This is a genomic window from Sphingobacterium sp. UBA6317, assembly GCF_002440385.1.
Taxonomy (GTDB): domain Bacteria; phylum Bacteroidota; class Bacteroidia; order Sphingobacteriales; family Sphingobacteriaceae; genus Sphingobacterium; species Sphingobacterium multivorum.
Genome location: NZ_DJTD01000030.1, coordinates 20,023 through 45,244, shown reverse-complemented (window position 1 = coordinate 45,244; position 25,222 = coordinate 20,023). Strand labels below are relative to the sequence as shown.

The 25,222-nt window shown below is 40.3% G+C and carries 24 protein-coding genes and 1 other RNA gene; 14 read left to right on the top strand and 11 right to left on the bottom strand.

All coding sequences use genetic code 11. From position 1 onward, the window contains the following. Positions 1-74 precede the first annotated feature (74 nt). The gene (locus tag B3E92_RS09350; protein WP_286769961.1) at positions 75-1,064 is read right to left on the bottom strand and encodes a cation diffusion facilitator family transporter; all 990 of its coding nucleotides are present in this window, start codon (positions 1,062-1,064) and stop codon (positions 75-77) included. Positions 1,065-1,331: 267 nt separating this feature from the next. Between B3E92_RS09350 and B3E92_RS09345 the strand changes: the two genes are divergently transcribed. From B3E92_RS09345 to ssrA, 3 genes are all read left to right on the top strand, one after another. Next, positions 1,332-2,537, top strand: coding sequence for a pyridoxal phosphate-dependent aminotransferase (locus B3E92_RS09345; RefSeq protein ID WP_236560274.1), 1,206 nt, complete (start codon positions 1,332-1,334; stop codon positions 2,535-2,537). Between the two features lie 171 nt (positions 2,538-2,708). Then, positions 2,709-4,739 carry a M3 family metallopeptidase gene (locus B3E92_RS09340; RefSeq protein ID WP_286896411.1) on the top strand — a complete coding sequence of 677 codons (2,031 nt, stop codon included), beginning with the start codon at positions 2,709-2,711 and terminating at the stop codon, positions 4,737-4,739. Positions 4,740-5,063: 324 nt separating this feature from the next. After that, positions 5,064-5,431: a transfer-messenger RNA gene (gene ssrA / locus B3E92_RS09335) on the top strand. A gap of 35 nt (positions 5,432-5,466) precedes the next feature. Here ssrA and B3E92_RS09330 read toward each other — a convergent pair. Together B3E92_RS09330 and B3E92_RS09325 are read right to left on the bottom strand one after the other, a co-directional pair. Further along, complete coding sequence (locus B3E92_RS09330; RefSeq protein WP_286896410.1) at positions 5,467-6,498, bottom strand: glycoside hydrolase family 18 protein; 1,032 nt, start codon at positions 6,496-6,498, stop codon at positions 5,467-5,469. A gap of 86 nt (positions 6,499-6,584) precedes the next feature. Further along, a complete protein-coding gene (locus B3E92_RS09325) occupies positions 6,585-7,778 on the bottom strand; it encodes a DUF5009 domain-containing protein (RefSeq protein ID WP_286843016.1) in 1,194 nt (397 codons plus the stop codon). A gap of 565 nt (positions 7,779-8,343) precedes the next feature. On the opposite strand from B3E92_RS09325, the gene B3E92_RS09320 reads away from it, so the two are divergent. Together B3E92_RS09320 and B3E92_RS09315 are read left to right on the top strand one after the other, a co-directional pair. After that, positions 8,344-8,847 carry a GNAT family N-acetyltransferase gene (locus tag B3E92_RS09320; RefSeq protein WP_286896408.1) on the top strand — a complete coding sequence of 168 codons (504 nt, stop codon included), beginning with the start codon at positions 8,344-8,346 and terminating at the stop codon, positions 8,845-8,847. Between the two features lie 84 nt (positions 8,848-8,931). Beyond that, on the top strand, positions 8,932-9,375 hold the full coding sequence (locus B3E92_RS09315) for a hypothetical protein (protein ID WP_286896406.1): 444 nt from the start codon (positions 8,932-8,934) through the stop codon (positions 9,373-9,375). A gap of 60 nt (positions 9,376-9,435) precedes the next feature. On the opposite strand, the gene B3E92_RS09310 is transcribed toward B3E92_RS09315, so the two are convergent. Together B3E92_RS09310 and B3E92_RS09305 are read right to left on the bottom strand one after the other, a co-directional pair. Continuing rightward, positions 9,436-10,254 carry a universal stress protein gene (locus B3E92_RS09310; RefSeq protein WP_070565812.1) on the bottom strand — a complete coding sequence of 273 codons (819 nt, stop codon included), beginning with the start codon at positions 10,252-10,254 and terminating at the stop codon, positions 9,436-9,438. A 117-nt stretch (positions 10,255-10,371) separates the two neighbouring features. Next, positions 10,372-11,259: a sugar phosphate isomerase/epimerase family protein gene (locus B3E92_RS09305; protein ID WP_070565810.1), complete on the bottom strand. Its 888-nt coding sequence runs from the start codon at positions 11,257-11,259 to the stop codon at positions 10,372-10,374. Between the two features lie 263 nt (positions 11,260-11,522). On the opposite strand from B3E92_RS09305, the gene B3E92_RS09300 reads away from it, so the two are divergent. Both B3E92_RS09300 and B3E92_RS09295 read left to right on the top strand, forming a co-directional pair. Beyond that, positions 11,523-11,705 (top strand): hypothetical protein, encoded by a 183-nt coding sequence (locus B3E92_RS09300; RefSeq protein ID WP_070565808.1) that lies wholly within the window; start codon positions 11,523-11,525, stop codon positions 11,703-11,705. 439 nt (positions 11,706-12,144) lie between these two features. After that, positions 12,145-12,618, top strand: coding sequence for a helix-turn-helix domain-containing protein (locus tag B3E92_RS09295; RefSeq protein ID WP_112375556.1), 474 nt, complete (start codon positions 12,145-12,147; stop codon positions 12,616-12,618). Positions 12,619-12,628: 10 nt separating this feature from the next. Here the strand turns inward: B3E92_RS09295 and B3E92_RS09290 are convergent, their stop codons facing one another. Both B3E92_RS09290 and B3E92_RS09285 read right to left on the bottom strand, forming a co-directional pair. Next, positions 12,629-12,901, bottom strand: coding sequence for a hypothetical protein (locus B3E92_RS09290; protein WP_286896403.1), 273 nt, complete (start codon positions 12,899-12,901; stop codon positions 12,629-12,631). Beyond that, positions 12,844-13,683, bottom strand: a complete 840-nt coding sequence (locus B3E92_RS09285) for a hypothetical protein (RefSeq protein ID WP_286896401.1) — start codon at positions 13,681-13,683, stop codon at positions 12,844-12,846. The genes B3E92_RS09290 and B3E92_RS09285 overlap by 58 nt, the downstream gene beginning before the upstream one ends. 178 nt (positions 13,684-13,861) lie before the next feature. Between B3E92_RS09285 and B3E92_RS09280 the strand changes: the two genes are divergently transcribed. Further along, positions 13,862-14,356 (top strand): hypothetical protein, encoded by a 495-nt coding sequence (locus tag B3E92_RS09280; protein WP_286896398.1) that lies wholly within the window; start codon positions 13,862-13,864, stop codon positions 14,354-14,356. Between the two features lie 294 nt (positions 14,357-14,650). After that, positions 14,651-15,358: a DUF6266 family protein gene (locus B3E92_RS09275; RefSeq protein WP_286896396.1), complete on the top strand. Its 708-nt coding sequence runs from the start codon at positions 14,651-14,653 to the stop codon at positions 15,356-15,358. Between the two features lie 294 nt (positions 15,359-15,652). Here the strand turns inward: B3E92_RS09275 and B3E92_RS09270 are convergent, their stop codons facing one another. Genes B3E92_RS09270 through B3E92_RS09260 form a run of 3 tightly spaced genes read right to left on the bottom strand, consistent with a single transcriptional unit; the run spans position 15,653 to position 18,159 of the window. Beyond that, a complete protein-coding gene (locus B3E92_RS09270; RefSeq protein ID WP_070565800.1) occupies positions 15,653-16,063 on the bottom strand; it encodes a hypothetical protein in 411 nt (136 codons plus the stop codon). Positions 16,064-16,118: 55 nt separating this feature from the next. Next, entirely contained in the window at positions 16,119-16,280 is a 162-nt protein-coding gene (locus B3E92_RS09265) for a hypothetical protein (RefSeq protein WP_172462450.1), read from the bottom strand. A gap of 16 nt (positions 16,281-16,296) precedes the next feature. Beyond that, a complete protein-coding gene (locus B3E92_RS09260; protein WP_286896392.1) occupies positions 16,297-18,159 on the bottom strand; it encodes a vWA domain-containing protein in 1,863 nt (620 codons plus the stop codon). Between the two features lie 81 nt (positions 18,160-18,240). On the opposite strand from B3E92_RS09260, the gene B3E92_RS09255 reads away from it, so the two are divergent. The 5 genes from B3E92_RS09255 (at position 18,241) to B3E92_RS09235 (ending at position 23,694) form a co-directional block, all read left to right on the top strand. Beyond that, entirely contained in the window at positions 18,241-18,819 is a 579-nt protein-coding gene (locus tag B3E92_RS09255) for an RNA polymerase sigma factor (protein ID WP_286896387.1), read from the top strand. After that, on the top strand, positions 18,806-20,077 hold the full coding sequence (locus B3E92_RS09250; protein ID WP_286896383.1) for a TonB family protein: 1,272 nt from the start codon (positions 18,806-18,808) through the stop codon (positions 20,075-20,077). The genes B3E92_RS09255 and B3E92_RS09250 overlap by 14 nt, the downstream gene beginning before the upstream one ends. A 180-nt stretch (positions 20,078-20,257) precedes the next feature. Next, a complete protein-coding gene (locus B3E92_RS09245) occupies positions 20,258-22,228 on the top strand; it encodes a DUF3857 domain-containing protein (RefSeq protein WP_286896379.1) in 1,971 nt (656 codons plus the stop codon). 391 nt (positions 22,229-22,619) lie between these two features. Continuing rightward, positions 22,620-23,171, top strand: coding sequence for a dihydrofolate reductase family protein (locus B3E92_RS09240; RefSeq protein WP_112375548.1), 552 nt, complete (start codon positions 22,620-22,622; stop codon positions 23,169-23,171). After that, entirely contained in the window at positions 23,161-23,694 is a 534-nt protein-coding gene (locus B3E92_RS09235; protein WP_286896376.1) for a MepB family protein, read from the top strand. Before B3E92_RS09240 ends, B3E92_RS09235 begins: the two co-directional genes overlap by 11 nt. Here the strand turns inward: B3E92_RS09235 and B3E92_RS09230 are convergent. Beyond that, a complete protein-coding gene (locus tag B3E92_RS09230) occupies positions 23,691-25,175 on the bottom strand; it encodes a PLP-dependent aminotransferase family protein (protein ID WP_286896373.1) in 1,485 nt (494 codons plus the stop codon). The two genes, B3E92_RS09235 and B3E92_RS09230, sit on opposite strands and share 4 nt — an antisense overlap. Positions 25,176-25,222: the final 47 nt, after the last annotated feature.

Sequence of the window (25,222 nt, the reverse complement as noted above, 5' to 3'; positions counted from 1 at the left end):
TTTTTAGTTTACTATACATGAAGAAATCAGACGATACCGTATGCCTGTTAATTAGGAGAAAGAAACAGTATTCCCTATTCGGCAATAGCATATAAAAAATGTTTTTGATTCCGCGTAACATTTTCCGTATCCCAAGAAATTCTTACCCGAAATTGCTCCGTACGAATTGGGCAATTGTCGACCTGACAATACTGGCAGCACTGTGGAAGACAAGGATCCGCATGAACAAAAAATTCGGTTCGTACCGACATCTCCTTATTGACAATCTTATCCACAGCAGAAATTTCATCGTGCACCTGGGTAAGGTCAAGGTAACGGGGAAGTGTAAGATGGCAATCTACATGGAGTTCGTTCCCATAGCGCTGTACACGAAGATTATGGACATCAATCCATTCATCTTTCCGATTGCGCTCCAAGATTTCAACAACATCCTGCACAAGTGCTGTATCCGATTCATCCATCAATCCACCGATCGATTGGCGAAGTAGCTTATAACCATTGAAGAGAATAAAAAGCCCCAATACAATGGAGATGACTACATCGATCCACAGGAAACCTGTCAGTTTCATCAACAATAACCCCAGTATCAATCCGACCGTACTATAGGCATCGACCTGCAGATGTTTTCCATCTGCCACCAAGGTAATGGAGCCCAATGCACGCCCGCGCTTCATGATATAGAATCCGACAGCAAAATTTAGCACAGATGTAATACCAATCAGATAAATCCCTTGTTCGAGGTGTGTTAACGCTGCAGGAAAGAAAAGATTGTAACAAGCCTTGGCTAAGATAATGGCTCCAGCGATGAAAATAAGTCCACCTTCCAAAAACACCGAAAAGAACTCCACTTTACCATGCCCGTAAGGATGATTCTCATCCTTAGGCTGTGCCGAAAGATAAATACTATAAAATGCAAAACCCGAAGCAATCACATTAACAATACTCTCTGCCGCATCTGTAAAGATTGCACTGGAGTCCGTTAAGAAGTAGGCAAAAAACTTCACAATCATCAGACCTATTCCCGTAAAAAGCGATAATAAAACCAATCTTCTTTGTCTTGACATGATGCTTATCTTCTATATGAAACCGTTTATGAGCAAATGATGAAATGAGGACTAGCCAACATTTTTGTGAGCGCAAAGGTAAAGATATAACGACAAATCAGAACGATTAGTTTTGAACATCCAACGTCGGGGATCAATTAAATAACTGTGCTAAATCGCTTCAATAGCCCTTTTGTTAAAAAAGCCCAATAAAAGAGCTACTTTTCTTTGTAAATTCTCAAAAATAAAGAAGATTATTTGCAACGTATGTAATATCTTTGTCTTACCATGAGCACATCATCATACTTATCAGACAGGATAAATAATTTGTCCGAATCGGCTACACTTAAAATGACCAAGTTGGGCCGCGAATTAGCAGCAAAAGGCGTTAATGTAATTAGCCTTAGCGTAGGTGAACCTGATTTCAACACCCCTGAGCATGTAAAGGATGCAGCGAAGAAAGCCCTAGATGAAAACTGGACGCGTTATTCGCCGGTACCGGGATACCCTGAATTGCGCCAGGCAATTGTAAACAAGTTGAAGACAGAAAACAATTTAGATTATGATATCTCTCAAATTGTTGTTTCTACAGGTGCAAAACAATCCCTGTCTAATGTAATTTTGACTTTGATCAACCCCGGTGATGAGGTAATTATCCCAACACCTTATTGGGTATCATACTCCGAAATGGTCGTTTTAGCAGAAGGAAAATCAGTATTTATCAATACAGAGATCGACAATAACTTTAAGATTACACCAGCACAATTGGAAGCGGCAATTACACCAAAAACCAAATTGTTCATGTTCTCTTCGCCAAACAACCCTACTGGAACAGTTTACAGCAAAGATGAATTGGCTGCATTAGCTGAAGTTTTCGAAAAACATCCGCAGGTATTTATCCTATCCGATGAGATCTACGAACATATCAACTTTGTAGACAAACACGAATCCATCGCACAATTTGAAAGCATCAAAGATAGAGTGATTATCATCAATGGTTTTTCAAAAGCATTTGCAATGACGGGATGGCGTTTAGGTTATATCGCTGCTAACAAAACCATTGCCGCCGCAAATGATAAATTACAAGGACAGACAACCTCAGGTACCTGTTCAATTTCTCAACGTGCGGGTATCGTCGCTTATGAACAAGGATTAGAATCTGTCAACAAAATGAAAGAAGCTTTCGCTCGTCGTCGCCAATTGGTATACGATCTATTGAGTGAAATCCCAGGTGTAAGAACAAATCTACCAGAGGGTGCATTCTATTTCTTCCCTGAAATCTCTTCGTTCTTTGGTAAAAAAGACCAAGATGGTAATGTCATTAAAAACTCATCTGATTTGGCATTGTACTTATTGAATGTTGGTCACGTAGCCACTGTAGGTGGAGATTCATTCGGTAACGACAACTACATCCGTTTGTCCTATGCAGCTTCAGATGAAAGTTTGATCGAAGCTTTAAAAAGAATCAAAGAAGCATTAGGAAAACTAGCCTAGTCGCTTATCCCAATATAAAAAAAGAGCTCCTATGAGCTCTTTTTTTATGCAGTGCCAATTCCCCATACGTTTTCGACACAGCTTAAACGCCGATTCGGTCAAATATCATCTCAGCTCCATAATTTAAGTAGATGCTATCGCTTGAAATAAATATTTATTACATTTACTCCTATGAGTATTTTAACAGAGAAATTTAAAACGCAGCACGACACAGCTCCGTTTTCACAGATAAAAAACGAAGATTATATTCCCGCATTTGATGAAGCTATTCAGCAGACAAAAGATGAAGTCGATGCAATCGTCAACAATCCCGAAACGGCAACGTTCGACAATACGATCGCTGCGATGTTTTACTCAGGACAAACACTAGACCGCTTGTCCAATATCTTTTTCAACCTTCATTCCGCTGAAACCAACGCCGATCTTGAAAAAATCGCACAGGATGTAGCCCCAAAATTATCTGCTTTAGGAAATGATATCACCTTAAATTTCGATCTTTTCAAACGAGTTAAGGCTGTATACGATCAGAAAGATCAACTGACATTGACGGCAGAACAAACGACCCTATTGGAAAAATCCTATAAGGATTTTGTACGCAACGGAGCTCTTTTGAATGATGAACAAAAAGGAAAACTCCGCGAAATAGATGCCGAGCTATCGCTTTTAAAATTGAAATTCGGCGAGAATGTCCTCGCCGAAACCAATGCCTACCAGCTGTTGGTAACAGACGAAAAAGATCTTGCCGGACTTCCAGAGGGTGCCATAGAAGCTGCACATGCTCTGGCTAAAGCCAACGAAAAAGAAGGCTGGCTTTTTACCCTGGATTTTCCAAGCTACCTTCCTTTTGTCACGTATGCCGACAATCGGGAACTTCGCAAAGAAATTACCCTCGCGGCAGGCCGCAAAGGATTTCAAGATAACGAGCACAACAACGTGGACAATGTCCTTAAAATTGTAAAACTTCGCTTCGAACGGGCCAAATTATTAGGCTACGCTACCCATGCCGACTTTGTCCTTGCCGAACGTATGGCACAAGCCCCAGACAAAGTCAAGGAATTTCTAAACGACCTACTGGGAAAAGCGAAACCAGCAGCAGTAAAAGAATTTGCAGAATTATCCCAATTTGCAAAAAACTTACATGGCATAGACCAACTGGAAAAATGGGATGGCGCCTATTATGCCGAAAAGCTGAAACAAGAACGCTTTAATCTGGACGATGAAAAGCTCAAACCTTATTTCAAACTCGAAAATGTCTTACAAGGCGCTTTTGAAGTAGCGCATCGTTTGTTTGGCATCAACTTCAAAGAAGTCGATACAATAGATACCTACCACGAAGAAGTACAAACATTTGAAGTCAGTAAAGACAATGGTGAATTAGTGGCTATCTTCTATGCCGATTTCTTCCCGCGTAAGGGCAAGAGAAATGGGGCATGGATGACCTCTTTCAAACCACAGTACATTCAAGATGGTAAACAAGAACGTCCTCATGTCTCTATTGTCTGCAATTTTACGCGTCCTACAGCGTCAAAACCTTCGCTGTTGACCTTTCAGGAAGTGACGACATTATTTCACGAATTCGGACACGCCCTACATGGTATGCTCGCTGACAGCACTTATCCTACACTATCCGGAACATCTGTGTATTGGGATTTTGTCGAGTTACCGAGTCAGGTGATGGAAAACTGGTGCTATGAAAAAGAAGCCCTTGAGCTATTTGCAAAACACTATGAAACTGGCGAAGTGATCCCGATGGAACTTGTCGAAAAGATCCGCGAAAGCGCTTCCTTTCTTGAGGGGATGGCGACTATGCGCCAATTGAGCTTTGGGCTATTGGATATGGGCTGGCATGGACAGGATCCAACTTCGATCTCGGATCTGAAAGCATTCGAAGACGAACAGTTTGCCTCAACAAAACTCTATCCCGATGTCAAGGAAAATGCCATGAGTACGGCCTTCTCCCATATTTTCAATGGCGGTTATTCTTCAGGCTATTACAGCTATAAATGGGCCGAAGTCCTGGATGCCGATGCATTTGACTACTTTAAACAAAACGGTATTTTCAATAAGGAAATCGCGACTAAATTCAAGGATAATATCCTTTCAAAAGGTGGAACCGAACATCCAATGGTGCTATACAAACGCTTCCGCGGACAGGAACCTTCGGTAGAACCCCTATTGAAAAGAGCTGGATTGATCAAATAATTGGATTGATTAAATCATAAAAAAGCTGGATATTACATCCAGCTTTTTTATTGGAAACATAGGTATACCAAGAACTTCCTTGCCTATCAAAGTCCCTGTGAAAATACCGAGCATTCAGCCGATCAAATAACTTTTATTTCACACTGTATAATTGCAAGCAACATTAATATTTCACGAATTCCATAGGTTTTATACTGGCCATACCTGATCCTAAGTAATTTTATAAAGCGTCATTTGTTTTCCATTCAAAACCAGGGCATTAAACAAGAATCGCGTATATCTTGCCCATTTAGCAAAAAAATAGTACCTTTGTAGGACATAATTGGGGTTGACCGGAATTGACAGGATGGAGACGGATATGTAAGCATGTAGTGCGTTGTTAGTAGAGCACTTTAATCTGAACTTTCAGAATTATAACTGGCGAAGAAAACTACGCCTTAGCTGCTTAAGTTAGACTTAACATAGCTATTTGTCCCGTTAGATCCTGTTCTTTGGTTTAACATTCGGGGCATCGAACAATAGAACTGGCAAGTGTGATGTTGCTAAGCACTTGTGAGAAACAGCAACTACGGCGTACGGTATAGGTAAGCGACTCACCTTCCCTCGCCCGACAATTAAAGAGAAGCTAAACATGTAGAAAGCGTATACAGTACCATGACTGGACGAGAGTTCGAATCTCTCCAGCTCCACAAACAACAAAGCCGAACTTTAAGTTCGGCTTTGTTGTTTATTGCATAATACCTTTGTAGACTGCATCCCGTAAGACACCACCTGTTGTATCTCCTGCATACTCCCAATACATCGCACCGAGCAGCCCCGTCGTGTGTACGTAATCGCATTTAAGTGCAATCGACTCTGGCGTTTCATAGGTCAACACAAACTCCCCTTTATCGTTGACAAGATAATGTGCTTTCGCTTCATCGTCCCATTTCTGCTCAAAGCCCTGCAAGGCAAGCAGATCTTTATAATCTATAAAACCTTTGACATCAGTTTTATTGCCCCGACCATAGAATGGAATTCCCAGCACCAATTTTTCCACAGGCATACCGCCTTCGACATGCGCCTTTACAGCCTCCACACAGGTTGTACCACCCGACATAGCGGAACGATGCAAACTCGCATGATGGTACGGCGGGTGCCCCGAATCATAAGTCATGATATTCACAAAATCCACATCCTTCTCAATCTTGTCAAAAGCAATATACTTACCGCTCGCCACAGAAGCTAAAGTCAACAGTCTCTTCTTACCGATAGCCTTGCGAATATCGTGCATGAGCAAGGTGAAATTTTCCGTATCGGCTAAAGAAGACGAAATTCCCGCAGAAGAATTCGTTGGATATTCCCAGTCGATGTCAATACCATCAAGATTAAACTCCTTTACGACACGTAAACAGTCTTTGGCAAACTTCTGTCGATTCATTTCATCAGCTGCCATTTCACTAAATCGGCCACTTCCCCAACCACCGATAGACAACAATACCTTTAGATGTGGATGTGCTTTCTTAAGATCCGTAATAGCTTTCAATCTAGATTCATTATCTATACGCAGGCCATCAAAGCTATCGCTGACATGTGCAAAGGCATAATTGATATGCGTCAGATAGGTCGGATCAGGCATCACTTTAGACCAGGAGGTGACATAGGCGATAACAACTTTTTTGTTTTTTGCTCGTGCACGACTTACACTAGGGGACAATAGTAAGGTCAATAATAGAACAGTGAAGGCCCGACAAAGTATTGATTTCAATTTAGATTCCATAATAGCTTTTTATTTTGTTTCAAGATGATATTGATTGTCCTAAAATATGGTCGTTAAAGTATGCGCATTCGATGCTTATGGGCGACCTACAGTTTCAGATAAATAGGTAGCTTCTTCAGCAAGATCGCATACCACAACATCGCAAAAGCCCAAAGCAATGAACCGGCAATAGCTAAGCCCATATACTCCGATTGTTTATAGAAGAACAGGGGAAGATGAAAACCCCAGCAGATAAAGTAGATTAGATCGGGAGCAAGATAGGTCGTTAATGAGTTCTTTCCAGCCTCCTCAAAAACCCGCATACCCCGCTGGTAGCCTTTCACGTCTATAAAATAATAAAGCGGTATCAAAAGCAATACGCTAATCCCGCAACAAACCAATGCCCAACTCGGCGTACCATGGATTTTGGATAAAATAAACCAAAAACGCAAAACAAAACCCATAGCCAGCCAGATCGTGGCAAGGAGAAACAAGATACGCAACAAGATGCGCGGCGTTGCCGCATACCGTTTCATAAGCATCCCCACAAGTGTTCCGGCTAACACAATACAGGGTATATTACCGGATAATAGGACATGCAGATACCGTCCAATGCCAGAAAGTTCAATTTTTAATTCGGTGTGAGCCAAAATATTGAGCAGAAAAAATATCAGCCAGCCACATACAACAACGATTATCCTACCCCGACTCAACAAGAAAATAGAAGCCGCAGCAAAATATCCCCATCCAATCAGCCCTAAAATCCCCCACCATCCTACTTCCAGGCCTTTTCCATCAGAGGCTTTAAACATGTATACGAGATAAATAATACCCACTACACCAACAAGACGCATCCCCTTAAAAAAGAGCGGATAGGTAGAATCTTTCGGATAATGATTCCAAATCAGAAAAACGAATACATACAGCAGTCCCAACCACAACAAATGCGACATTCCCGTCAGCTGTGGATCAACTCGCGAACCATTCAATATCAATACCCCAATAAGCAATAAACTTAATGTTCTGATCAGCATATGAACAAAAATAACCGTTGTCGACGATCCTAACTTTTCCCGGGCTGCCACAGCATAAGGAACAGCCACTCCAACCATAAAAAGAAATCCCGGGAAAACCCAGTCCGCCAACCCCATTCCGTCCTCATCTGCTTCTGTATGAACCAACCATTTAGGCACAGCTGGAATAAACAGGTCATTAACAAATAACATCAGGAATAGCGTAAGACCACGCATAACATCCATTGAACGGATTCGGATTGTAGGTACAGCTTGTAATGCGTTCATAATTGATTCGTTGTGTTCAAAAAGTAGCTATCAGCGTAGCTGCTTAGCCCATCTCTTTCCTGGATCCTTCTTTGATAATTTTTTAGTGATTTTATGGCGACCGGAACCTGGTGAAAAATTCCCGCATAGAAAAATTCCTGTATAACGAAACGAAAAGACAGGCTATTTCGCTAAGATTTATCATCAGTAACGCTAATGAGATATCTTTGAATAATCTAAGATGAGAAAAAAATAACACTATATAGTGAAATATTTGTTCAAATTAGTGTAAATTTTACTCATAAAACACAGAAATCGTGTGCTTTACTGCAGTGATCCTTATAAACGACAACTTACAAGCCAGTCAACGCACAAAAAGAAATGTCATACATGCTCGAATTGTTACTTTTATGATCTGTATTGTATTGCATATAAAAAGCAATTTATCTAAGTTTGACAAAAACAAATTTACGATACAGCCGATCTACATGAAATTCATTCTTTTTATCTGCTTGTTCTTCGCAACACAAGCTATCTTCGGACAGAATATCAGCGTCGTCCAAACAACAAATAAACAGTACAAACCATGAATCAATTAAAATTTCGTGACGCCACGCAACAAGATTTACCACGCATCGTAGAAATATACAATTCTACCATAGCCTCTCGCATGGTCACAGCAGACACTAGTCCAGTATCTGTCGCCAGTAGACAAAAATGGTTTGACGAACACAACGCTTCGAAAAGACCCCTGTGGATGATAGAAGATGTAAATAGCCAGGTACTTGGCTGGGTAAGTTTTCAATCTTTCTATGGTCGTCCAGCTTATGATGCAACAGTAGAAATTAGTATCTATTTGGACGAACAGCAACGCGGCCGGGGCCTGGGTAAACAGATTCTCCAGTACTGCATTGATAAAGCCCCAGGTTTAGGCGTACATACCTTATTGGGATTTATCTTTGCACACAACTTTCCTAGTATCGCATTATTTGAAAAGATGGGTTTCAAGGAATGGGCCAACTTACCCAATATAGCAACCTTGGATCAGGAAGAACGTAGTCTAAAAATATTAGGTATACGAATTAAATAACAGCGTGACAATCTAATTACCCGTCATCAAAAATAAAATTGTTAAATTACAGTATTCATTAGATAAGATCTTTAATTCGGCAATATGAAACATTTTATCCAATTCTCCTTGATGTTGATTGCTTATGTATTCTTCTTTTCCAGCCCCCTGTTGGCACAAAATCCAGAGCGTACTAAAACCATCCCGATCACAAGTGATTCAGCATACAGCAAGATAATTCAAGTGCTTCAGGATGGCGGTTATTTTATTGCACAGCTCGATCGGCCTTCGGGATTTATTCAAACTAGTACGTATCTCGAAAACAATAATCTCCTAAGCAATAAAGAAGGAGAAAAATTAATTTTCAACTTCCTGATCAGCCCTTTACAAGCTAAAAGAGCAAAAATAGTTTTAAATATATTTTCAATAGAGAGGCGTAAAGGCGGGAGCTTTGATGCACCTAATTATTATGATGAAGATAAGGGGATCGTCCGGGACAATAAAGCCTACCAGCAAATTTGGGATAGGATACTCCCCCTATTTCAATAAGTACAATCAAGATAAAGCCCAGCTGATCTCAGTTCACCTGGGCTTTTATAATAAAAAAAATTAGATCGAGATGGTCAGTAAAGGAACATCCAGACCCGATGCCATCATCCGTGTTTTACTCCGGTGGGTCAATGAGCTCCAAAAACCGTACTTATAGGGGATCATGACCAGCAGATCCGTACTGCTCTCTTTTACTTCGTCCCGGATCGCTTTTACAACCTCATTGGAGGTTACATTTTTGTAGTAATAACTTACGATTCCCATCACATCGTTGATGGTTTCACGTGTTTCTTTTCCTTTTTCCTCATTCAGCTGCTCAACAGTTTTTCGAATATTGAGAACCTCCAGTACCGCACCAAATTCAGCGGCAAAATCCTTGACTTTTTCAAGAATTTCCTTTTGTACACCACGAACAATATCACAGGCAAAAAGAATATGCTCCAGACCCGTAAATTTTGCGCCCAGCGGAACGGAAAGGATAGGTATTTTTAACTTACTGATTGCTGCCGTGGTGGTATTCCCCAGCATGTCCTGATCAAAGGAACGTTTGGCCATTCCCATCACCAACAAATCCGCATTCGTCTCCTGGATGCATTTTGTCATCTGGTCATAAAACAAACCTGCCGCAAGATAAGGAATAGTCAAAACACCACTTTCGGCCGTAATCGCCTCGGCTTTACGTCGTAAAACCTTACTTTGATGTTCAAAAATCTTGAACATAGAATCGGGAGAAAGTCGAGCGTTCATTGCATGAATGGAAGGATTTTGAAGAGAAAATAAAACGAGCTCGTATTCTTTTCCTGCAAAAACTTCCATAATAAACTTTAAGGCATGTTCGGCCTCTTCAGCATAGTCTGTGGCAACAATAATCCGTTTCATATGGTCTAATTTAATTCAATAAAAAATCCCTTTTTATTACATTCAAGTTAACGAAAAATAATAAATCTATCAAACGGAGAATTGTCTCAACTGGGTCAATTTTCTCCCGATTTTTGGCTATTTTAAGTAGCTAGCCTTTACAAAAGATGCTTTTTTCAGATAATCGATACTTTGTTGTAAACCGGTATAAATATCGTTACGTGTTTCTTCCAGCTCAACAAAAATATATTGCAGGCCAGCAACTTTTGAATTGTTAAAAATTGCATCGAAACCGACCATACCACTTTGGCCAATTTCGCGGTGGTCCTTAATGTGCAAAGCCTTGAATCTGCCCGCATATTTATTGAAGTAATCAACCGGACTAACTTGCCCCATGACCGCCCAATAGACGTCCATCTCGAAGAATACATGTTCAGGATTTGTATGCTCTAACATATAATCGTACATCACTTTATCTTCCACTTTTCTAAACTCATGCGAGTGGTTGTGGTATCCGTAAATGATTCCTTGCTGACGGCATTTCGCACCCACAGCATCCAGGTAGCGACATTGCGTTTCCAGATCCTTAAGTGTTTTAGGTACATCCATCCAAGGCGTGACGATGTATTTCATTCCCGCTGCTTTGTGCGTAGCAATACATTCGTCCCACCATTTTAGGGATTCTGTAAAATCTCCAGAGCTTAACTCTTTCTCTGATAGCGTTTTCGTTGCATGTGATGAAATCACCTTCATTCCAGCTTTTTCAACTTTTGCCTTAAACTCTTGTGGGCTCAAGTTATATAATTTACCATCTTTGTATCCAGCAGCTTCCACTCCTGTATAACCCAATGCTGAGATCTTTTGCAGAATCTGGTCGAAATTGGCGTTTTTACCGATTTCTTCACGTACAGAATATAACTGTAGACCAATTTCCTTTTTTGCAGCTTTCTGTTGTGCAAATGTTGGACTAACAGCCAACATCATACATCCAGCTACCAATGTTCCGATAAGAGTTCTTCTTTTCATTTAGTGCTCAATTATTTATTACAGACTTCGTTTAACGCAAAATTATTTGTAAACGCAGGTTTACAGGTTGTTTAGGTTTGTCGCGTTAATTATAGCCGCAATGTATGCAAATACTCGAAAAAACACAATGCTTTACCGTTTTATTTATTCAAGTCGCGTGCTCAGCGCTCCATAACATGCTTTTTTATAGGAATAAAAATATACCCAACTCAACGATTTACAATTTGCAACTGTTCTATTTACAATAACAAACAAGTTGAGTGATGGAAAATAAATATGAAACCCCCGAACATAGCGATCAAAAACAGGAAGAGAAACTACCTGATGTTGCCGTTGAGGAAAAAGATGATGAACCTGCCGGTCGAAATCTCAAACGTACACTTATTATTGCAGTATGTGTGTTGATTGTGTTTTATCTGATCTATTATTTTATGAGTGGACAATAACAGGCGAATAGCCGCAACCATGCAACTCACCACAGCTCCGGCGGAACTTGACGGATTCTTGGAAACCGAAGCCGGGCAAGTCGACTTTTGTCGTCATACACAATCTGGTAGAATCTGACCAAAATTTCGGTCATTGTGCCGACGTACTCGACAATTTACCACGGCTCCGGTGGAACTTGACGGATTCTTGGAAACCGAAGCCAGGTAAATCGACAATATCTGCTTAAATAATTTCGTTTTTCATTCGCCTGTGTGCTACTAGATAATAACTTTTTATATTGGTTTACACAGGACGGTGACGTAGAGTCTATTTACTAAACAAATCTCAGTACCGATTAAATCATCTGTTATAACAAATATAAAAGAAAAAATAATAAGTACAAATTTTTAAACAAAATAATGAACTATATTTTGCGCAAATTGTCATTCAATTCGTTGTATGACGGATGAAGACAAAGCATTACTGGAAACAATTGGTTTACGCTTTCGCGCGAAACGAAATGATCTTTATTATTCACTACGGGATCTATCCCATCTAACAGGCATTTCAACAGGAACACTCAATGGTATAGAAAAGGGAAAAGACTTAACGCTCACAAACTTTTTAACTTTATGCCGCAGCCTGGAAATCCAACCGACGGTATTTTTTCAGCATGATATTGTTTTTAATTCGCCCTATTCCCTACCTCCTGATGCGCAGGAAAGAATCACGCTAAGCAAAAAACTGGATGACCTCGTCTATCATTCGGATTTTTTCCACGCAGCACGACGTGTTTCGGAAGTGTTGGTCCAATTGGGTATTGACAAGAGCCAAAGCAACAAATTCTCTGTTTATCTAACCAACTATTGTGAAGAGGGAGCCCTCGTCTATCAGCAGCATGGTAACTATAAAACCTATCGTAAAAAAAGGTAAATAAAAAGGACTAAACTTCTTTGTTGGAAAGTTCACGAAAACGGTTTGCCCTTCTAAACGTTCCCAAATCATTAAAACGAACCCCATACTTGCGCAAAATTTCTTGTGCCTTCTTGCGCCCAATATGACGTACGTAAAATGTCTCATTGACGACAAAATGATGGATGCTATGTGTCCAACCGAAAAAGAAACAAAACAATTGCATCGGAAAAGTCCACCAAACTGTCAATACTTGCGTCTGCTCAATAACATTTCCAGCTTCAACATCACCAAAATAATGCATGTTTGATGTAATAAAATGCAAACAAAACTGACGTAATAAGTTTGGCATAGAATAACATAAATGATCCCATGCAGACTTATCAACATGTTATTAACATAGTGTGGAAAACTCAAATCTAACTCAAAAACCTCACTTAACCAACCAAATAACAGGTCTGCAAAAAAGAAATATAAAATCACATGTGCAAAAATCGTCACTGGAACAATGCTCAAAAACATAATCCGTTTTAGTTTTGAAGAAGTCTCCAACTTTAGATTTCCATTTTTCACCTCGTTATCCATATCGTTAAACATGCGATGCAGTCGAAAGAGCCCACCCAACACAACATCGGGAGTTGTTAACAGACGTTTGATCGACCACTGCTCGCCATTCGTAACACTGCGTTCCTCAACATCATGTAATGTACCCGAAAACTTATGATGATGATGATGCAAGGTCCTGCGTATCCAAGGATTTACCGTCAATGGACGTAATATCCATACACTAAAAAGCATAAAATGATGAATTGCCTTTTGTCTTTTAAAATAAAGCCAATGAATCAGATCATGCTCTATTTCATGCAACACGCCCATAAAAAACGCATTACTAACAATCATAAGCCAAGTCGGAACAACAGCGCGAAACCAAGCTATCGATACAACGACAATTGCCAGGATCGCCAGTGCGAATAGAGCCATTCCAATACTGTTCTGACTTTTTAAGATGGGGTACATTCCTTTAAGCTGCTGGTAGGAAAGATTTATTTCCCTCCTAATCTGGCTCGACTTTTCCTGGTGTGTCAATTCGATGTGATTTTATCGGTAAAAATAAGGATTTTTTCGCAGACATCTAACATGTTAGGTAGAATGCCCCCACCTACTAATAACCATAATAGGCTCTAAAAAATATTTCCAAAAACTGTAACAAAACGAACGGGGCTAATACTAATGAATTAAAATAAACTTATAAACATAAACAGGTATGGAAAAGAAATCAATTTACAACTGGAAGAATAATTTGTTCGGAACTAAATCAACCCTCTACCGCAATGAAGCAGTTATAGGAAGTTTAGAATCTATCAATTGGAATCTGGACGCTCATGTTTCTATCCACAACGATCAGTTCCGTTTCAAAAATAGGGGATTTTTCAACCCATACACGGAGATTCGCAATCAAAACAATGAACTGATCGGCGATATTGAATATGATACCTGGACAACTAAAGCCACTATTAGCCTAATCGATAAAAAATACACGTGGAGATCAAAAAATATGTGGATGACCTCCTGGCAAATTGAGAACGAGCAAGGGGAAGTTGTCGAAATCAAACCTTCTTCGCTCAAAAATGGAGGGAAAATAGAAAGCTTTGAACATAGCGAATTGATCTTGTCTATTAGTTTATATCTTCAAAACCGTATTACAATGATGGTTTCTATAGTTGCCCTGATCCCACTATTTACCTTACTACTAGGTTAACGTAGCAGCCAACTTCTAATATATATCAGTCAAAGCAGATCACTCCTCGGATCTGCTTTTTTTGTGCAAACCATTAAGTAAGCAACAAGCGATCTCATCCCAAAAAAATAATGCACTTAAAGGGATTTGATAGGGACTTTATAGGGACCTTATAGGGACCTCATTCGGATGAAGCCGTCTTAACTACCTATTAATTCCCTATTACGTAACACCTTATTTACAATTATTTAATAGATTAAACTAAACTTATCTATTCGTTGTGTGTTAGTACCCCTACACATTTAATTTAAGACTATGGCAAATGTAACACAGGGTGTAAATGGTCCTCCCTCGGGCAAAGTGGGGGCAGTTGTTTTTTGTAAATGGAAAGAGATCAATTATGTCAGGTCTCTTCCGAGGGTGAATAAAAAAAGAGCACTTTCTGAAAAGGAAGTGAACAACCGAAACAAATTTGGACTTATGCAACAATTCTTAAGTCCTTACACGAAAGTCATACGGCTCGGCTTCTCAACCTCCGCTAAAAATATGACAGCATTTAATGCAGCGATGTCCTATAACCTTCACCATGCCATGCAACAAGACGATGAAGGTTTTCATATCGATTATGAAAAGATTGCCATAAGCCGAGGTTTGGACGAAGAGATTACAGGGGCAACATTTCAATTGTTGAACGAAACTATCCATATCACTTGGGAACTAAAAAACACCGAAAAACTCTTGTACGAGGATCTGACAGATTTCCGAACCTTGGTACTCCTCATTCCTGAAAATCCAATAAACGCTTCACAAGGTGTTTTACTTCAAAATTACATTATGGATTTGCGAGAATCTATTCAAATACCGAAACTAACCCAAAGTGATACATATCATCTATATCTAGGTTTTGTTGCAGCTGACGGAACTAATCGGAGCATGAATAGCAGCTATCTCGGAAATATAAACCTAGAAAGAGGATTAAGTTCCTTCCGGGAATTAAATTCATCAACAGGAGAAATAAAATAATTCAAAAACAAACACACAACACACTTAATCACAATAAGATAACAACATTTTAACACCGAATTCATGTTAATATGCTTACTTCGTATAAGCGATATGATTTACAATCGATGGTTTCAACAGCCACATCAATTTCGGCCATGAAGCCAATCGTCTTTATATCTAGTAGGCATTTGGTTACCCCCTCAGCAATCCTCAACACATATCCATGTGCAAGTCCTACTACTTTCTCTATTCAGTTCGGCAAGCTCATACCTTGCCGAACATTCTATTACCCAACGGATCCCCGATTACGATTTAACTTCCAAAAGGATCTGTCTTTTTTTCGGTCTTTACGATTTTAACCAAATGCTCCAATGCATTTTTCAGACGTTTGGCATCTTCTTCTGTTTGGATCGCCCATAAAATTTCATCCGTGCTTGGCGAAGACTTAAATCGAATTTGATAACCGGATTTTACTCTTGCAATGACAAGTACATCTGATTTGGCAATATCACTTCTAAAATGCTGGCCACTGGAAAGAAAGACTGTTAACACCTTCCCATCTACCGTTACCGTGTCAATTTTCGTATCCTTATAACGGTAAGCTACCTTATATAGCTTATTAATATAAGCCATGGTCTGTTGTTTATTCAAGCTCGCATTTTGGGCTACTGATGGCACTGTAATACCAATAGCCAAAAGAAAGCACAAGAAAAAATTCTTCATTTATCTAACATTTTTTATTTCCATATACTATAACAACACATCGCTCAGATTGCACTTACTCACCAAATATCACATAGCGCAAATCAGCAGAAGCAAAATACGTTCCTTTTATTGATGAACTAAAAATATAGATTTTATTTACTTTTTTACCTATTGCCCCACAAACTAAACTTATTTCCAGTAGCCGCATTTCGATTGCTGCTACTGAAAAATTCATCTTTAGCCATTTTTAGTTATTCTTTCGATCTCGATAAATCCCGTGCATTCTCTGCCATACGGATAAATTCAGCACGATAACCTTCCTCATCTTTGCCTTTGGAAGCTTTTGCGCGCGCGATTAGCTGATCAAAATTGGCCTTTTGCTTAAAATCAGAATCACGAAGTAATAGACCAAGTTCCGCTACCGCAGTGGCGAACTGTAAATCTTCACTCACGCGATTCAATTCCGTAACAGTAGTTCCTATCACCTTTTGTTGCAACTTGCTTTTCTCCCCTTCGGGCTCCTTATACCGAAATTTCACGGTTGCCAGTTCAGCATTTCTCCGCTCAGCTACCTGATCCGCTTGTTGTTGATATTTTAAGGGATCTACCGTTCCGACCATCCCCGACTCCACACCGACCGGTACAATTTCATATAGGGCTGTCACCACATGACCTACCCCCATATCACCACCCATCTTTTGATCGTCATTGAAATCTTCAGCTTCCAACAAGCGGTTTTCGTACCCCACTAAACGGTATGCCTGCACATAACTGGGATTAAATTCGACCTGGATCTTGACATCTTTCGCAACGGTAAACAAGGTTCTCCCGAATTCGGTCACCATGGCTTTTCGTGCTTCAGAAATGTTGTCGATATACGCATAATTCCCATGCCCTTTGTCTGCAAGGATTTCCATCTTACTGTCCTTCAGATTCCCCATGCCATACCCCAATACTGTGAGGAAAACCCCCGATTTACTTTCTTTGGCAATCAGCTCTTCCATAGATTCGTCACTGCTTTCCCCAACATTGAAATCGCCGTCACTAGCCAAAATAATCCGGTTGTTTCCACCTTTGATAAATTGTTGCTTCGCAATTTCGTAAGCCTTCTTAATTCCTGCAGCTCCAGCCGTACTTCCACCGGCTTCCAGCTCCTCAATAGCCGATTTAATTTTCATCTTTTCATCACCGGGCGTACTCTCCAGTTTTACCCCTGCCGATCCAGCATAGGTCACAATGGCAACATGGTCTACAGCACGTAGTTGATCAACCAACATCTTCAGCGAAGCTTTCACCAAAGGCAGACGCCCCGGTCCCATCATTGATCCCGACACATCGATCAAAAACACCAGATTGGAAGCTTTAAGATTCGCCGTCGGTATATCTTTCGCCTTTAATGTTACGCGCATGAGCTGATGTGTAGTATTCCAGGGTGCCTTGGTCAATTCGGTGACGATATTTACAGGTTCGCCATTCTTAGGACCGGCCACTTGATACTGAAAGTAATTGATCATCTCTTCAACACGTACCGCATCTTTTTCAGGTAGTGTTCCTGAATTGATAAAACGACGTACGTTACTATAGGAAGCAGCATCAACATCGGCCGCAAACGTTGATAAGGGTTCTTTTCGTGGATTGATAAACTTGTTTTCCTTTATTTTTTGATAAGATTCTTGGTTCTGATTAGGCACATAACCCGTCCCTCGAATATACAGACCCGATACTTGCCCTGACAAAGCTGCATTAACATTCAGCACCGACGCCGTCTGACGCTTCGCCCTGCGCTCAGATCCGGTCACCACAACTTCATCCAGTGTGGTGTTTTGTTGCGCCAAGGCCACATCAATCGTTGTCCGATGGTTGACCGCTATCCGCTGCTCAAGATATCCGATATAACTAAAAATCAAGATGTTTTTACCATCAAGGACTTGAATACGATAGTTTCCCTTGTCATCGGTCTGCACATGTGCTTTGGTTGCAGCATTGTTCACCTGTACCCCCACAATTGCCATTCCTGTATTCGCATCGACAACCTTCCCCCTAACCTCATATCCTTGCTTGGCATATCCGCCTAAGGATAGCAACAAGCCTATTACAAAAAGTATTGCTCTCATATCTTTTACATTTTTGCCAAGGGATGCCTCAAATATTAAATTTCCATAAACCAGAAAAAAAAAATATTTTTAACCAATAAAATGTTCGCATTCAAGTCGTCAAAAATAGATACAGCACAAGACCACGAGCTCTTGCTGCACTACCAGGAGTCTAAGGAGCTCCAGGTATTGGGTGATCTATACCAACGACATACGGAGATGGTATACTATGTTTGCTTACGGTATCTCCAAGATTCCGAATTGAGTAAAGATGCTGTCATGAATATCTTTGAAGAATTAATACACAAAGTCAACAAACAAGAAATCAAGGACTTCCCAAGGTGGCTTTATGTATTAAGCAAGAACCATTGTCTGATGTATTTGAGGTCTCAAAAGAACAAAACTCAAATTTCTTTGGATGAATTTGTGAAATTTCCGGGAGACATGCATCAGTATGAACAATATGATGAAAAAGAAGAACAGCTAACAGCCATGGAAGGCTGTCTGGAAAAGTTGCCAGACAAACAGCAGCAGTCGGTCAGACTCTTCTTCTTAGAGGAAAAATGTTACAAAGAGATTAGTGAATCTACCGGTTATAGCTTGAACGAAGTAAAGAGCTATATACAGAATGGGAAACGGAATTTAAAAAATTGCATGGAGGCTTGGAATGAGCAACAGTAATTACGACATAGCATACTTAAAGAAATACGTCAACGGCGAATTATCTCCTACGGAGATGTACGCGCTTGAACGTGAGGCACAGCGTGACCCCATGCTGGCCGATATTCTTATGGGTATGGAAATGGATCAGAATAAAACCGTACTTACAACAATCAACAACCAAATTGCACAACGTGTTCAGAAAGATAATACCGCTAAAATAAAGGTCTTTGATTGGAAGAGACTTGCCATCGCCGCAGCGGCAGTGATCGTATTGGGGATTGGTCTCCTCCTTTACCGTCAACAGGACAAAAATTCATCCGAAGCGAGGCGTACCGCCGAAGTAAGTATTACGCAGGAAAAACCCAAAACAAAGGTTACAGCAGCAGATTCTATCATTCCTTCAGATGATATTGCATCAAAAATAGGATCTCAAGATCATTTGCCACAATTAGCCGATAATAACCGAACGCGGCTTCATGAACAGCATCCACTGGAAGAGGTAACCGTTTTATCCCGGGAACCATCCCTGCGTGTAAAATCATTGGAAGAAATGAAGGAAGGTCTCAATAATGATCGCCCTGTATTTGGATTAAGACCTGCAGACAGTACAATTGTTATCGGTTATGCACCAATGGCAAAGAAAAAAGATGCTTCCCAAACCATTATGATTCGTGGAACATCAAGTTTAAACAATACCCTTGCAGGCAGAGCTCCGGGTATTGCGATGCCACAACAACAAGGTACCCCGCTACAACTTACAATTCGGGACAAAGAGACAGGCTTACCTATTTCGGGAGTGACAATCATTCAACCCAATAGCAAGTTTGCGACAAATACCGACGCACAGGGACAAGCTACCATCCAACCCAGCACAATGGATTCACTCGTCGACATCATGGCTCTGGGCTACAATTCTGTCGCATTGAATATGCGTCGCAGCAAAAATACGACGATCAAACTGCAACCTTCCGGCGCCTCACTTGATGAAGTCGTCGTCACAACGATGTCTTCACGCAAATCAAAAAGTGCCGAACCTATCTGGGGCTGGAGATCGTTCAACAATTATATCAAGAAAAAAACAGCTAAAAGCCGCTATGAGGGCACTGTCCGTTTAAGCTTCTATATCGATAAAGATGGACTCCCAACAAATATCAGCGTTCTCCAAAGTGCAAATGATTACCTCGATGCCAAAGCCAAAGAGATTCTACTTTCGGGACCAAAATGGAAAGGGGAAGACTACCGCTATGTCACGTTAAGCTTCGAATTCACCTTGTAAGGATGCGATCTGAGCACATCCTATCTAATTACAACACAAGTTTATCTCGCTATCGGGACAAATAAGCAATCGCAATTGATCGATCCATTTATCTTTTCAACCAATTTAATTTATAAGGGTTTGGATTTAAAATTATTTCATACTTTAGTGTTATAATTCTTAACCATACAGTCATTTTTTATGAAAAGTTTTTTCACTGGCCTCCTCCTGCTTAGTGGTGTATACCTACAAGCGCAAGATTTTTCGTTCGGTAAAATAAAAAAGGAAGATTTTGCCATTACTGTTGACAAAATAGATACAGCAGCAAATGCCTTTGTCTTACGCGAATATGGATCAGCCGAAGTAAGTTATGATAAAAACAAAGGTCCGGTTGTTCAATTTTTCAGACACGTCCGCATTAAAATATTAAATAAGGAAGCTTATAATTACGCTAATTTCAGTATCCCTTTATATAAAAGCGGCAACGACCGGGAAGTCCTTATGGACATCAAGGGAGCGTCCTATCACCTCGTCGGAGATAAGGTTGTAGAAACAGAGATGACGAAAGCGAATATTTTTAACGAAAACGCCTCAGAAAACTATGCGGTAACGAAAGCGGCCATTCCGCAGGTCCAAGAAGGTACAATTATTGAATACCGCTACCGCACAGAATCGCCATTTATTTTTAACTTAAATGCCTGGGAATTTCAGGAAGATCTCCCAAAAATTTATAGCCAATACGTCACGCGTATTCCCGAAGTTTTTCATTACAAAGCCAATTTAAAGGGGGGATTAGCCGTCAGTGACCGGAAGGTAGAAAATTACAACACAGGCCTGGATTCTCAAGTTGGAGAAGTCTTAGGCAATAAAACCACCTATACCATGGAAAATATTCCGGCTTTCCATACCGAAGATTACATGACCTCTTCCAAAAATTTTAGGTCAATCATTTTCTTTGAGCTTGGTCGGTATAGCATTCCAATGGGACCGACAAAAGACTTCTCGCTCACCTGGGAAAATGTCAGAGATAAACTCGTACAGGACGAAAGTTTTGGTGGACAGGTAAAGCGAAAAACGGCATTGAAGGAGTTCATTGAACCGGTATTGCAGGATTCAAAAGATGACCTGGAGAAAGCGGTACGACTGTATACCTACTTCCAGAAACAAATAAAATGGAATAACCGCCATTCGATCTACGCAAAAAATATCAAAGAAGCCATCGAAAAAAGAACAGGCAATAGCGCCGATATTAACCTTGGACTGGTCAATGCCTTACGTTATGCGAAACTAGATGCCATCCCTGTTATTTTATCGACACGTGAGAATGGCTATGCAGGGCTCTATGCACCAGCGATATCAGAGTTCAACCATGTCATTGCCCAGGTAAAAATAGGTGAAAACTACTACCTGCTGGATGCGACCTCTCCCTATGAGATGTTTGGAAATATTCCAATGAAATGTGTCAACTTTCAGGGAAGATCAATTCCCCTGGAAGGCGAATCTGACTGGGTAAAGCTCGAGGCAAATCTTGCATCTACTTACAGTAACTTCTTCTACGGTGAACTGTCGGAAGATGGTGCATTAAAAGGAAAATGGATTACCTCACGTAACGGTTATGGTGCTTCCAAAATGCGTGAGCGCCTTCAAGGAAGTAATTCTGAAGAAGAATTCTACGAAAAAATAGATGAAGAAAACAATCGCATCAAAATCAATAGTTTTAAAGTATCGAATCGGGAATCCCTTGATAAACCGCTAACGGAGGAGTTTGAAATTGAGATTAGGAATTTTGCAACCCTGCAAAATGAACAACTTCTATTCAATCCTTATATTGACACAAAAATGTCCAAGAATCCCTTCAACCTTACGGAGCGGAATTATCCGATCGACTTTGGTTCTTTAGTCCAAGAAGAGTGCTACATTGAAATCAAACTGCCAAAAGGCTATGCATATCCAACGGAAGGAAAGTTAAAAAACATCAGTATGGCTCTTCCTGAACGTGCGGCCCGATATATTTTCAAAATCAATAATACAACACCGGATGTTCTGATCATCGAATCTGCAACACAATTAAACAAACCCTTGTTTATGCCGGAAGAGTATTTTGATTTAAAAGAGTTTTTCAGTCGGATCATCCAGGCAGAAAAATTAGATGTTGTACTCAAAAAAATATAACGATATCACTTAACACAAACTTCATTTTATATTGACGATTAGCTTAAATAAGGGTGATAACTTTGAATATCAAAAAATAGTAAAATGATTAAAGATTCAGATTTATTCGAACTAGAGAATACCTTCCTTGGTGAAGGTTTCGAATTAGATGGTGATGATATTATCACCGATGAAGACTAGGTCTTCACTTTTTTAGCAAGTATTATTCCCCTTATATAATCTCAAAGCCCAGACATTCTTTGCTGGGCTTTTTCTTTGCTCCGTTGTTCGGCAATTTGGCCAAACCTTATTATTTCTCTATCTTTATGTTATCCTGACAATCCGCCGTTGAGCTAACCCAGCTTCTATTATTACGGGAACGCAAGTAACAGGTTTAAAGCAAATAACACACATGAGAAAAATAATATTGGATCTGGCCATGACCCTAGATGGCTTTATTGAAGGCTCACAGGGAGAGGTTGACTGGTGCATTATGGATGATGACATGGATTTCGATGGCTTTTTGGCTTCGGTCGATACCATCTTTTATGGCCGGGTGAGCTATGATGCCTGGGGTAATTTCCAACCGGGTGCTACGGCCGATGAAACGGAAATAAATCTTTGGAAAAATGTCCATGCGAAGAAAAAATATGTTTTTTCCAGTCAAGCAAGACAAGATGAAAACGCTACTTTCATCCAAACTGATATCACTGAACATGTTCAGGAAATAAAAGCGCAGCCCGGAAAAGATATTTGGCTATATGGGGGAGCACGTCTAATCACAACATTCATCCAAGCCAACCTTGTTGACGTCTATCGCATTTCCGTTCACCCCATTGCCCTGGGAAGTGGCAAGCCTTTATTCGAAAACTTACCTGAACGACTATCCCTAAAACTTGTCCAAAGCGTCACATTCAAATCGGGTGTTGTTCAGTTAATCTATATCCCTCAACATGAATCTTAACCATCAGGCAGCCCCACAGATCGCTGACCAGATGATTAGGAAAGTACTAGATAAGCTCGAAAGTATATTTATGCCCCATTGCTCGCTCCTATCGGAAGATCAACCAGGTAGAGCCTATTATGGTTTTAATTTTCAACTGGGCAACAAAAACTTCAAATTTAGGAAGGCTAAGATAACACCAAGAAAAGTGGGGTTATTCGTTGCTCTTTGGAAACGTGACAGCGGTGGTCAAACCATCCCCTATACTGCAGATGATCCTTTCGATTATTACCTTATTTTAGTTGAGCAAGACCAGCATTGCGGCTTATTTGTTTTTCCAAAACAGGCGCTCATTGAACATGAAATCCTCACAGCAGGTTGTCAAGAGGGTAAACGCGGATTCCGAATTTATCCAGATTGGAGCATCCCAACGAACAAACAGGCTACCAAAAGCAAACAATGGCAGCACACATACTTTGTGGATTGCTGTGGGTCTCCTCAAGAAGCCAAAAACAAATTGACCCATATACTGCAAAGCAACTAGTCGATATTTCCGACCAAATCGGCATAAGCAGCACGCAACAAAGAAATTGCCGTCACCATACTTTGTTCGTCAAGATGGGCAAACCCCAACCGCAATGCTGTAACGGTTTTATTTTGATAAAGGCAATTACTCGGCAACAAGAGTCCTAGCAACCGCACTTTTTCTTGCAAGGCTGTCAGCGAAACAACCCGATTAAACTGTATCCAAAAAGCCAGTCCCGAGGACGGGATTTCAAACCGGATCTGATCTTCAAAATGCCGTAACAGCAATTGGGCAAACAATTCTTTTCGCTCAGCAATTGTTTTCTGAAATTTACGCTGATACCGAAAGATATCACCCTGATGGATAATTTCACCCAAGGTTTTCTCGATCATAAAATTCGGTTTTCCGAAGATATTCAAATACTTTTTACCTTCATCCAACAGATCCTGTGGTGCGATCAAAAAGTTCATTTGGAAACCAGGATCAAAGAAACTACCGAAAGCACCTGTATAAATCACGCGGTTACCGCCATTTTTCCGAAAAAGTGATTCGCCTTTCTCCTTAAAAAAAGAAGACTCAAAATCCACATCATCCTCAATAATGATAAAGTTATACTGCTCGGCCAACGCTAATAATTGAATTTTCCTCCGCTCGGAAAGGTTAACCGTCGTTGGATACTGACATCTGGTATTGAGGTAAACACATCTGATTTCTCCGGGTTTAAATTGATCTCCGATTTTATCTACATTCATCCCCTCCGCATCTACCGGAATGGTTTTTAGCTTGGCCCCAGCTTGACTAAAGATCATGTTAGGTAAAAAATAACTTAAATTTTCCACCAGCACAATATCACCTGGTCGGATCAATAATCGGGATAAAATTGAAAAAATCTGCTCGCGGCTGGCAATAGGCAACAATAAATTCCGGGAAAGATGAAACCCTCTTGTTAAATTCAGATAATAGCTTAACTGGTCCCTAAAAAACAAATTCCCTTCAGTCGTCGTCGGAAAATCATCACTTTTCTTTTTCCGTTTCACCATGGATGCATAAAAACGCACCAGTTCCTCCGTTCCAATGACATTATAATCCGGTGTTCCATCCGTAAAATAGTACCTTTCGGGAACCTCTGAAATAGGCATATCTAAGATGAGTTCCTTTCTAAAAAAGTAAGGCGCAAAATCAGGCGGCTGTCTAAATGCCTTAACTGCAGACCTGGAGGTGCCGATACGCTCGGGATTTTTCACAAAAGTTCCGCGATTAGGTAAAATTTTCACCCAGCCCTGGTCCTGCAATTCCGCTAAAGCAGCTACAATGGTTTTTCGGTGCACATTTAGTTCATCAGCAATCTTCCGACTTCCGGGCAACAGATCTCCATCTTCCAATAGATTGCGTTTGACGGCATTGATAAATTGATAAACAATCTGCAGATAGATGGCATCTTCCTTACGGCGATCTATCTTAATAATGGAATGAAAACCTATACTAACCGGACTACTCATTATGTTTATTTCGGACTACCAAAGTTATCATTTAAACTATAATCTTT

Bases quoted from the DNA above. Each gene is read 5' to 3' on its own strand.
- B3E92_RS09350 (WP_286769961.1), bottom strand. From the start codon at position 1,064: ATGTCAAGACAAAGAAGATTGGTTTTATTATCGCTTTTTACGGGAATA.
- B3E92_RS09345 (WP_236560274.1), top strand. From the start codon at position 1,332: ATGAGCACATCATCATACTTATCAGACAGGATAAATAATTTGTCCGAA.
- B3E92_RS09340 (WP_286896411.1), top strand. From the start codon at position 2,709: ATGAGTATTTTAACAGAGAAATTTAAAACGCAGCACGACACAGCTCCG.
- B3E92_RS09330 (WP_286896410.1), bottom strand. From the start codon at position 6,498: ATGGAATCTAAATTGAAATCAATACTTTGTCGGGCCTTCACTGTTCTA.
- B3E92_RS09325 (WP_286843016.1), bottom strand. From the start codon at position 7,778: ATGAACGCATTACAAGCTGTACCTACAATCCGAATCCGTTCAATGGAT.
- B3E92_RS09320 (WP_286896408.1), top strand. From the start codon at position 8,344: ATGAATCAATTAAAATTTCGTGACGCCACGCAACAAGATTTACCACGC.
- B3E92_RS09315 (WP_286896406.1), top strand. From the start codon at position 8,932: ATGAAACATTTTATCCAATTCTCCTTGATGTTGATTGCTTATGTATTC.
- B3E92_RS09310 (WP_070565812.1), bottom strand. From the start codon at position 10,254: ATGAAACGGATTATTGTTGCCACAGACTATGCTGAAGAGGCCGAACAT.
- B3E92_RS09305 (WP_070565810.1), bottom strand. From the start codon at position 11,259: ATGAAAAGAAGAACTCTTATCGGAACATTGGTAGCTGGATGTATGATG.
- B3E92_RS09300 (WP_070565808.1), top strand. From the start codon at position 11,523: ATGGAAAATAAATATGAAACCCCCGAACATAGCGATCAAAAACAGGAA.
- B3E92_RS09295 (WP_112375556.1), top strand. From the start codon at position 12,145: ATGACGGATGAAGACAAAGCATTACTGGAAACAATTGGTTTACGCTTT.
- B3E92_RS09290 (WP_286896403.1), bottom strand. From the start codon at position 12,901: ATGCATTATTTTGGTGATGTTGAAGCTGGAAATGTTATTGAGCAGACG.
- B3E92_RS09280 (WP_286896398.1), top strand. From the start codon at position 13,862: ATGGAAAAGAAATCAATTTACAACTGGAAGAATAATTTGTTCGGAACT.
- B3E92_RS09275 (WP_286896396.1), top strand. From the start codon at position 14,651: ATGGCAAATGTAACACAGGGTGTAAATGGTCCTCCCTCGGGCAAAGTG.
- B3E92_RS09270 (WP_070565800.1), bottom strand. From the start codon at position 16,063: ATGAAGAATTTTTTCTTGTGCTTTCTTTTGGCTATTGGTATTACAGTG.
- B3E92_RS09265 (WP_172462450.1), bottom strand. From the start codon at position 16,280: ATGAATTTTTCAGTAGCAGCAATCGAAATGCGGCTACTGGAAATAAGT.
- B3E92_RS09260 (WP_286896392.1), bottom strand. From the start codon at position 18,159: ATGAGAGCAATACTTTTTGTAATAGGCTTGTTGCTATCCTTAGGCGGA.
- B3E92_RS09255 (WP_286896387.1), top strand. From the start codon at position 18,241: ATGTTCGCATTCAAGTCGTCAAAAATAGATACAGCACAAGACCACGAG.
- B3E92_RS09250 (WP_286896383.1), top strand. From the start codon at position 18,806: ATGAGCAACAGTAATTACGACATAGCATACTTAAAGAAATACGTCAAC.
- B3E92_RS09245 (WP_286896379.1), top strand. From the start codon at position 20,258: ATGAAAAGTTTTTTCACTGGCCTCCTCCTGCTTAGTGGTGTATACCTA.
- B3E92_RS09240 (WP_112375548.1), top strand. From the start codon at position 22,620: ATGAGAAAAATAATATTGGATCTGGCCATGACCCTAGATGGCTTTATT.
- B3E92_RS09235 (WP_286896376.1), top strand. From the start codon at position 23,161: ATGAATCTTAACCATCAGGCAGCCCCACAGATCGCTGACCAGATGATT.
- B3E92_RS09230 (WP_286896373.1), bottom strand. From the start codon at position 25,175: ATGAGTAGTCCGGTTAGTATAGGTTTTCATTCCATTATTAAGATAGAT.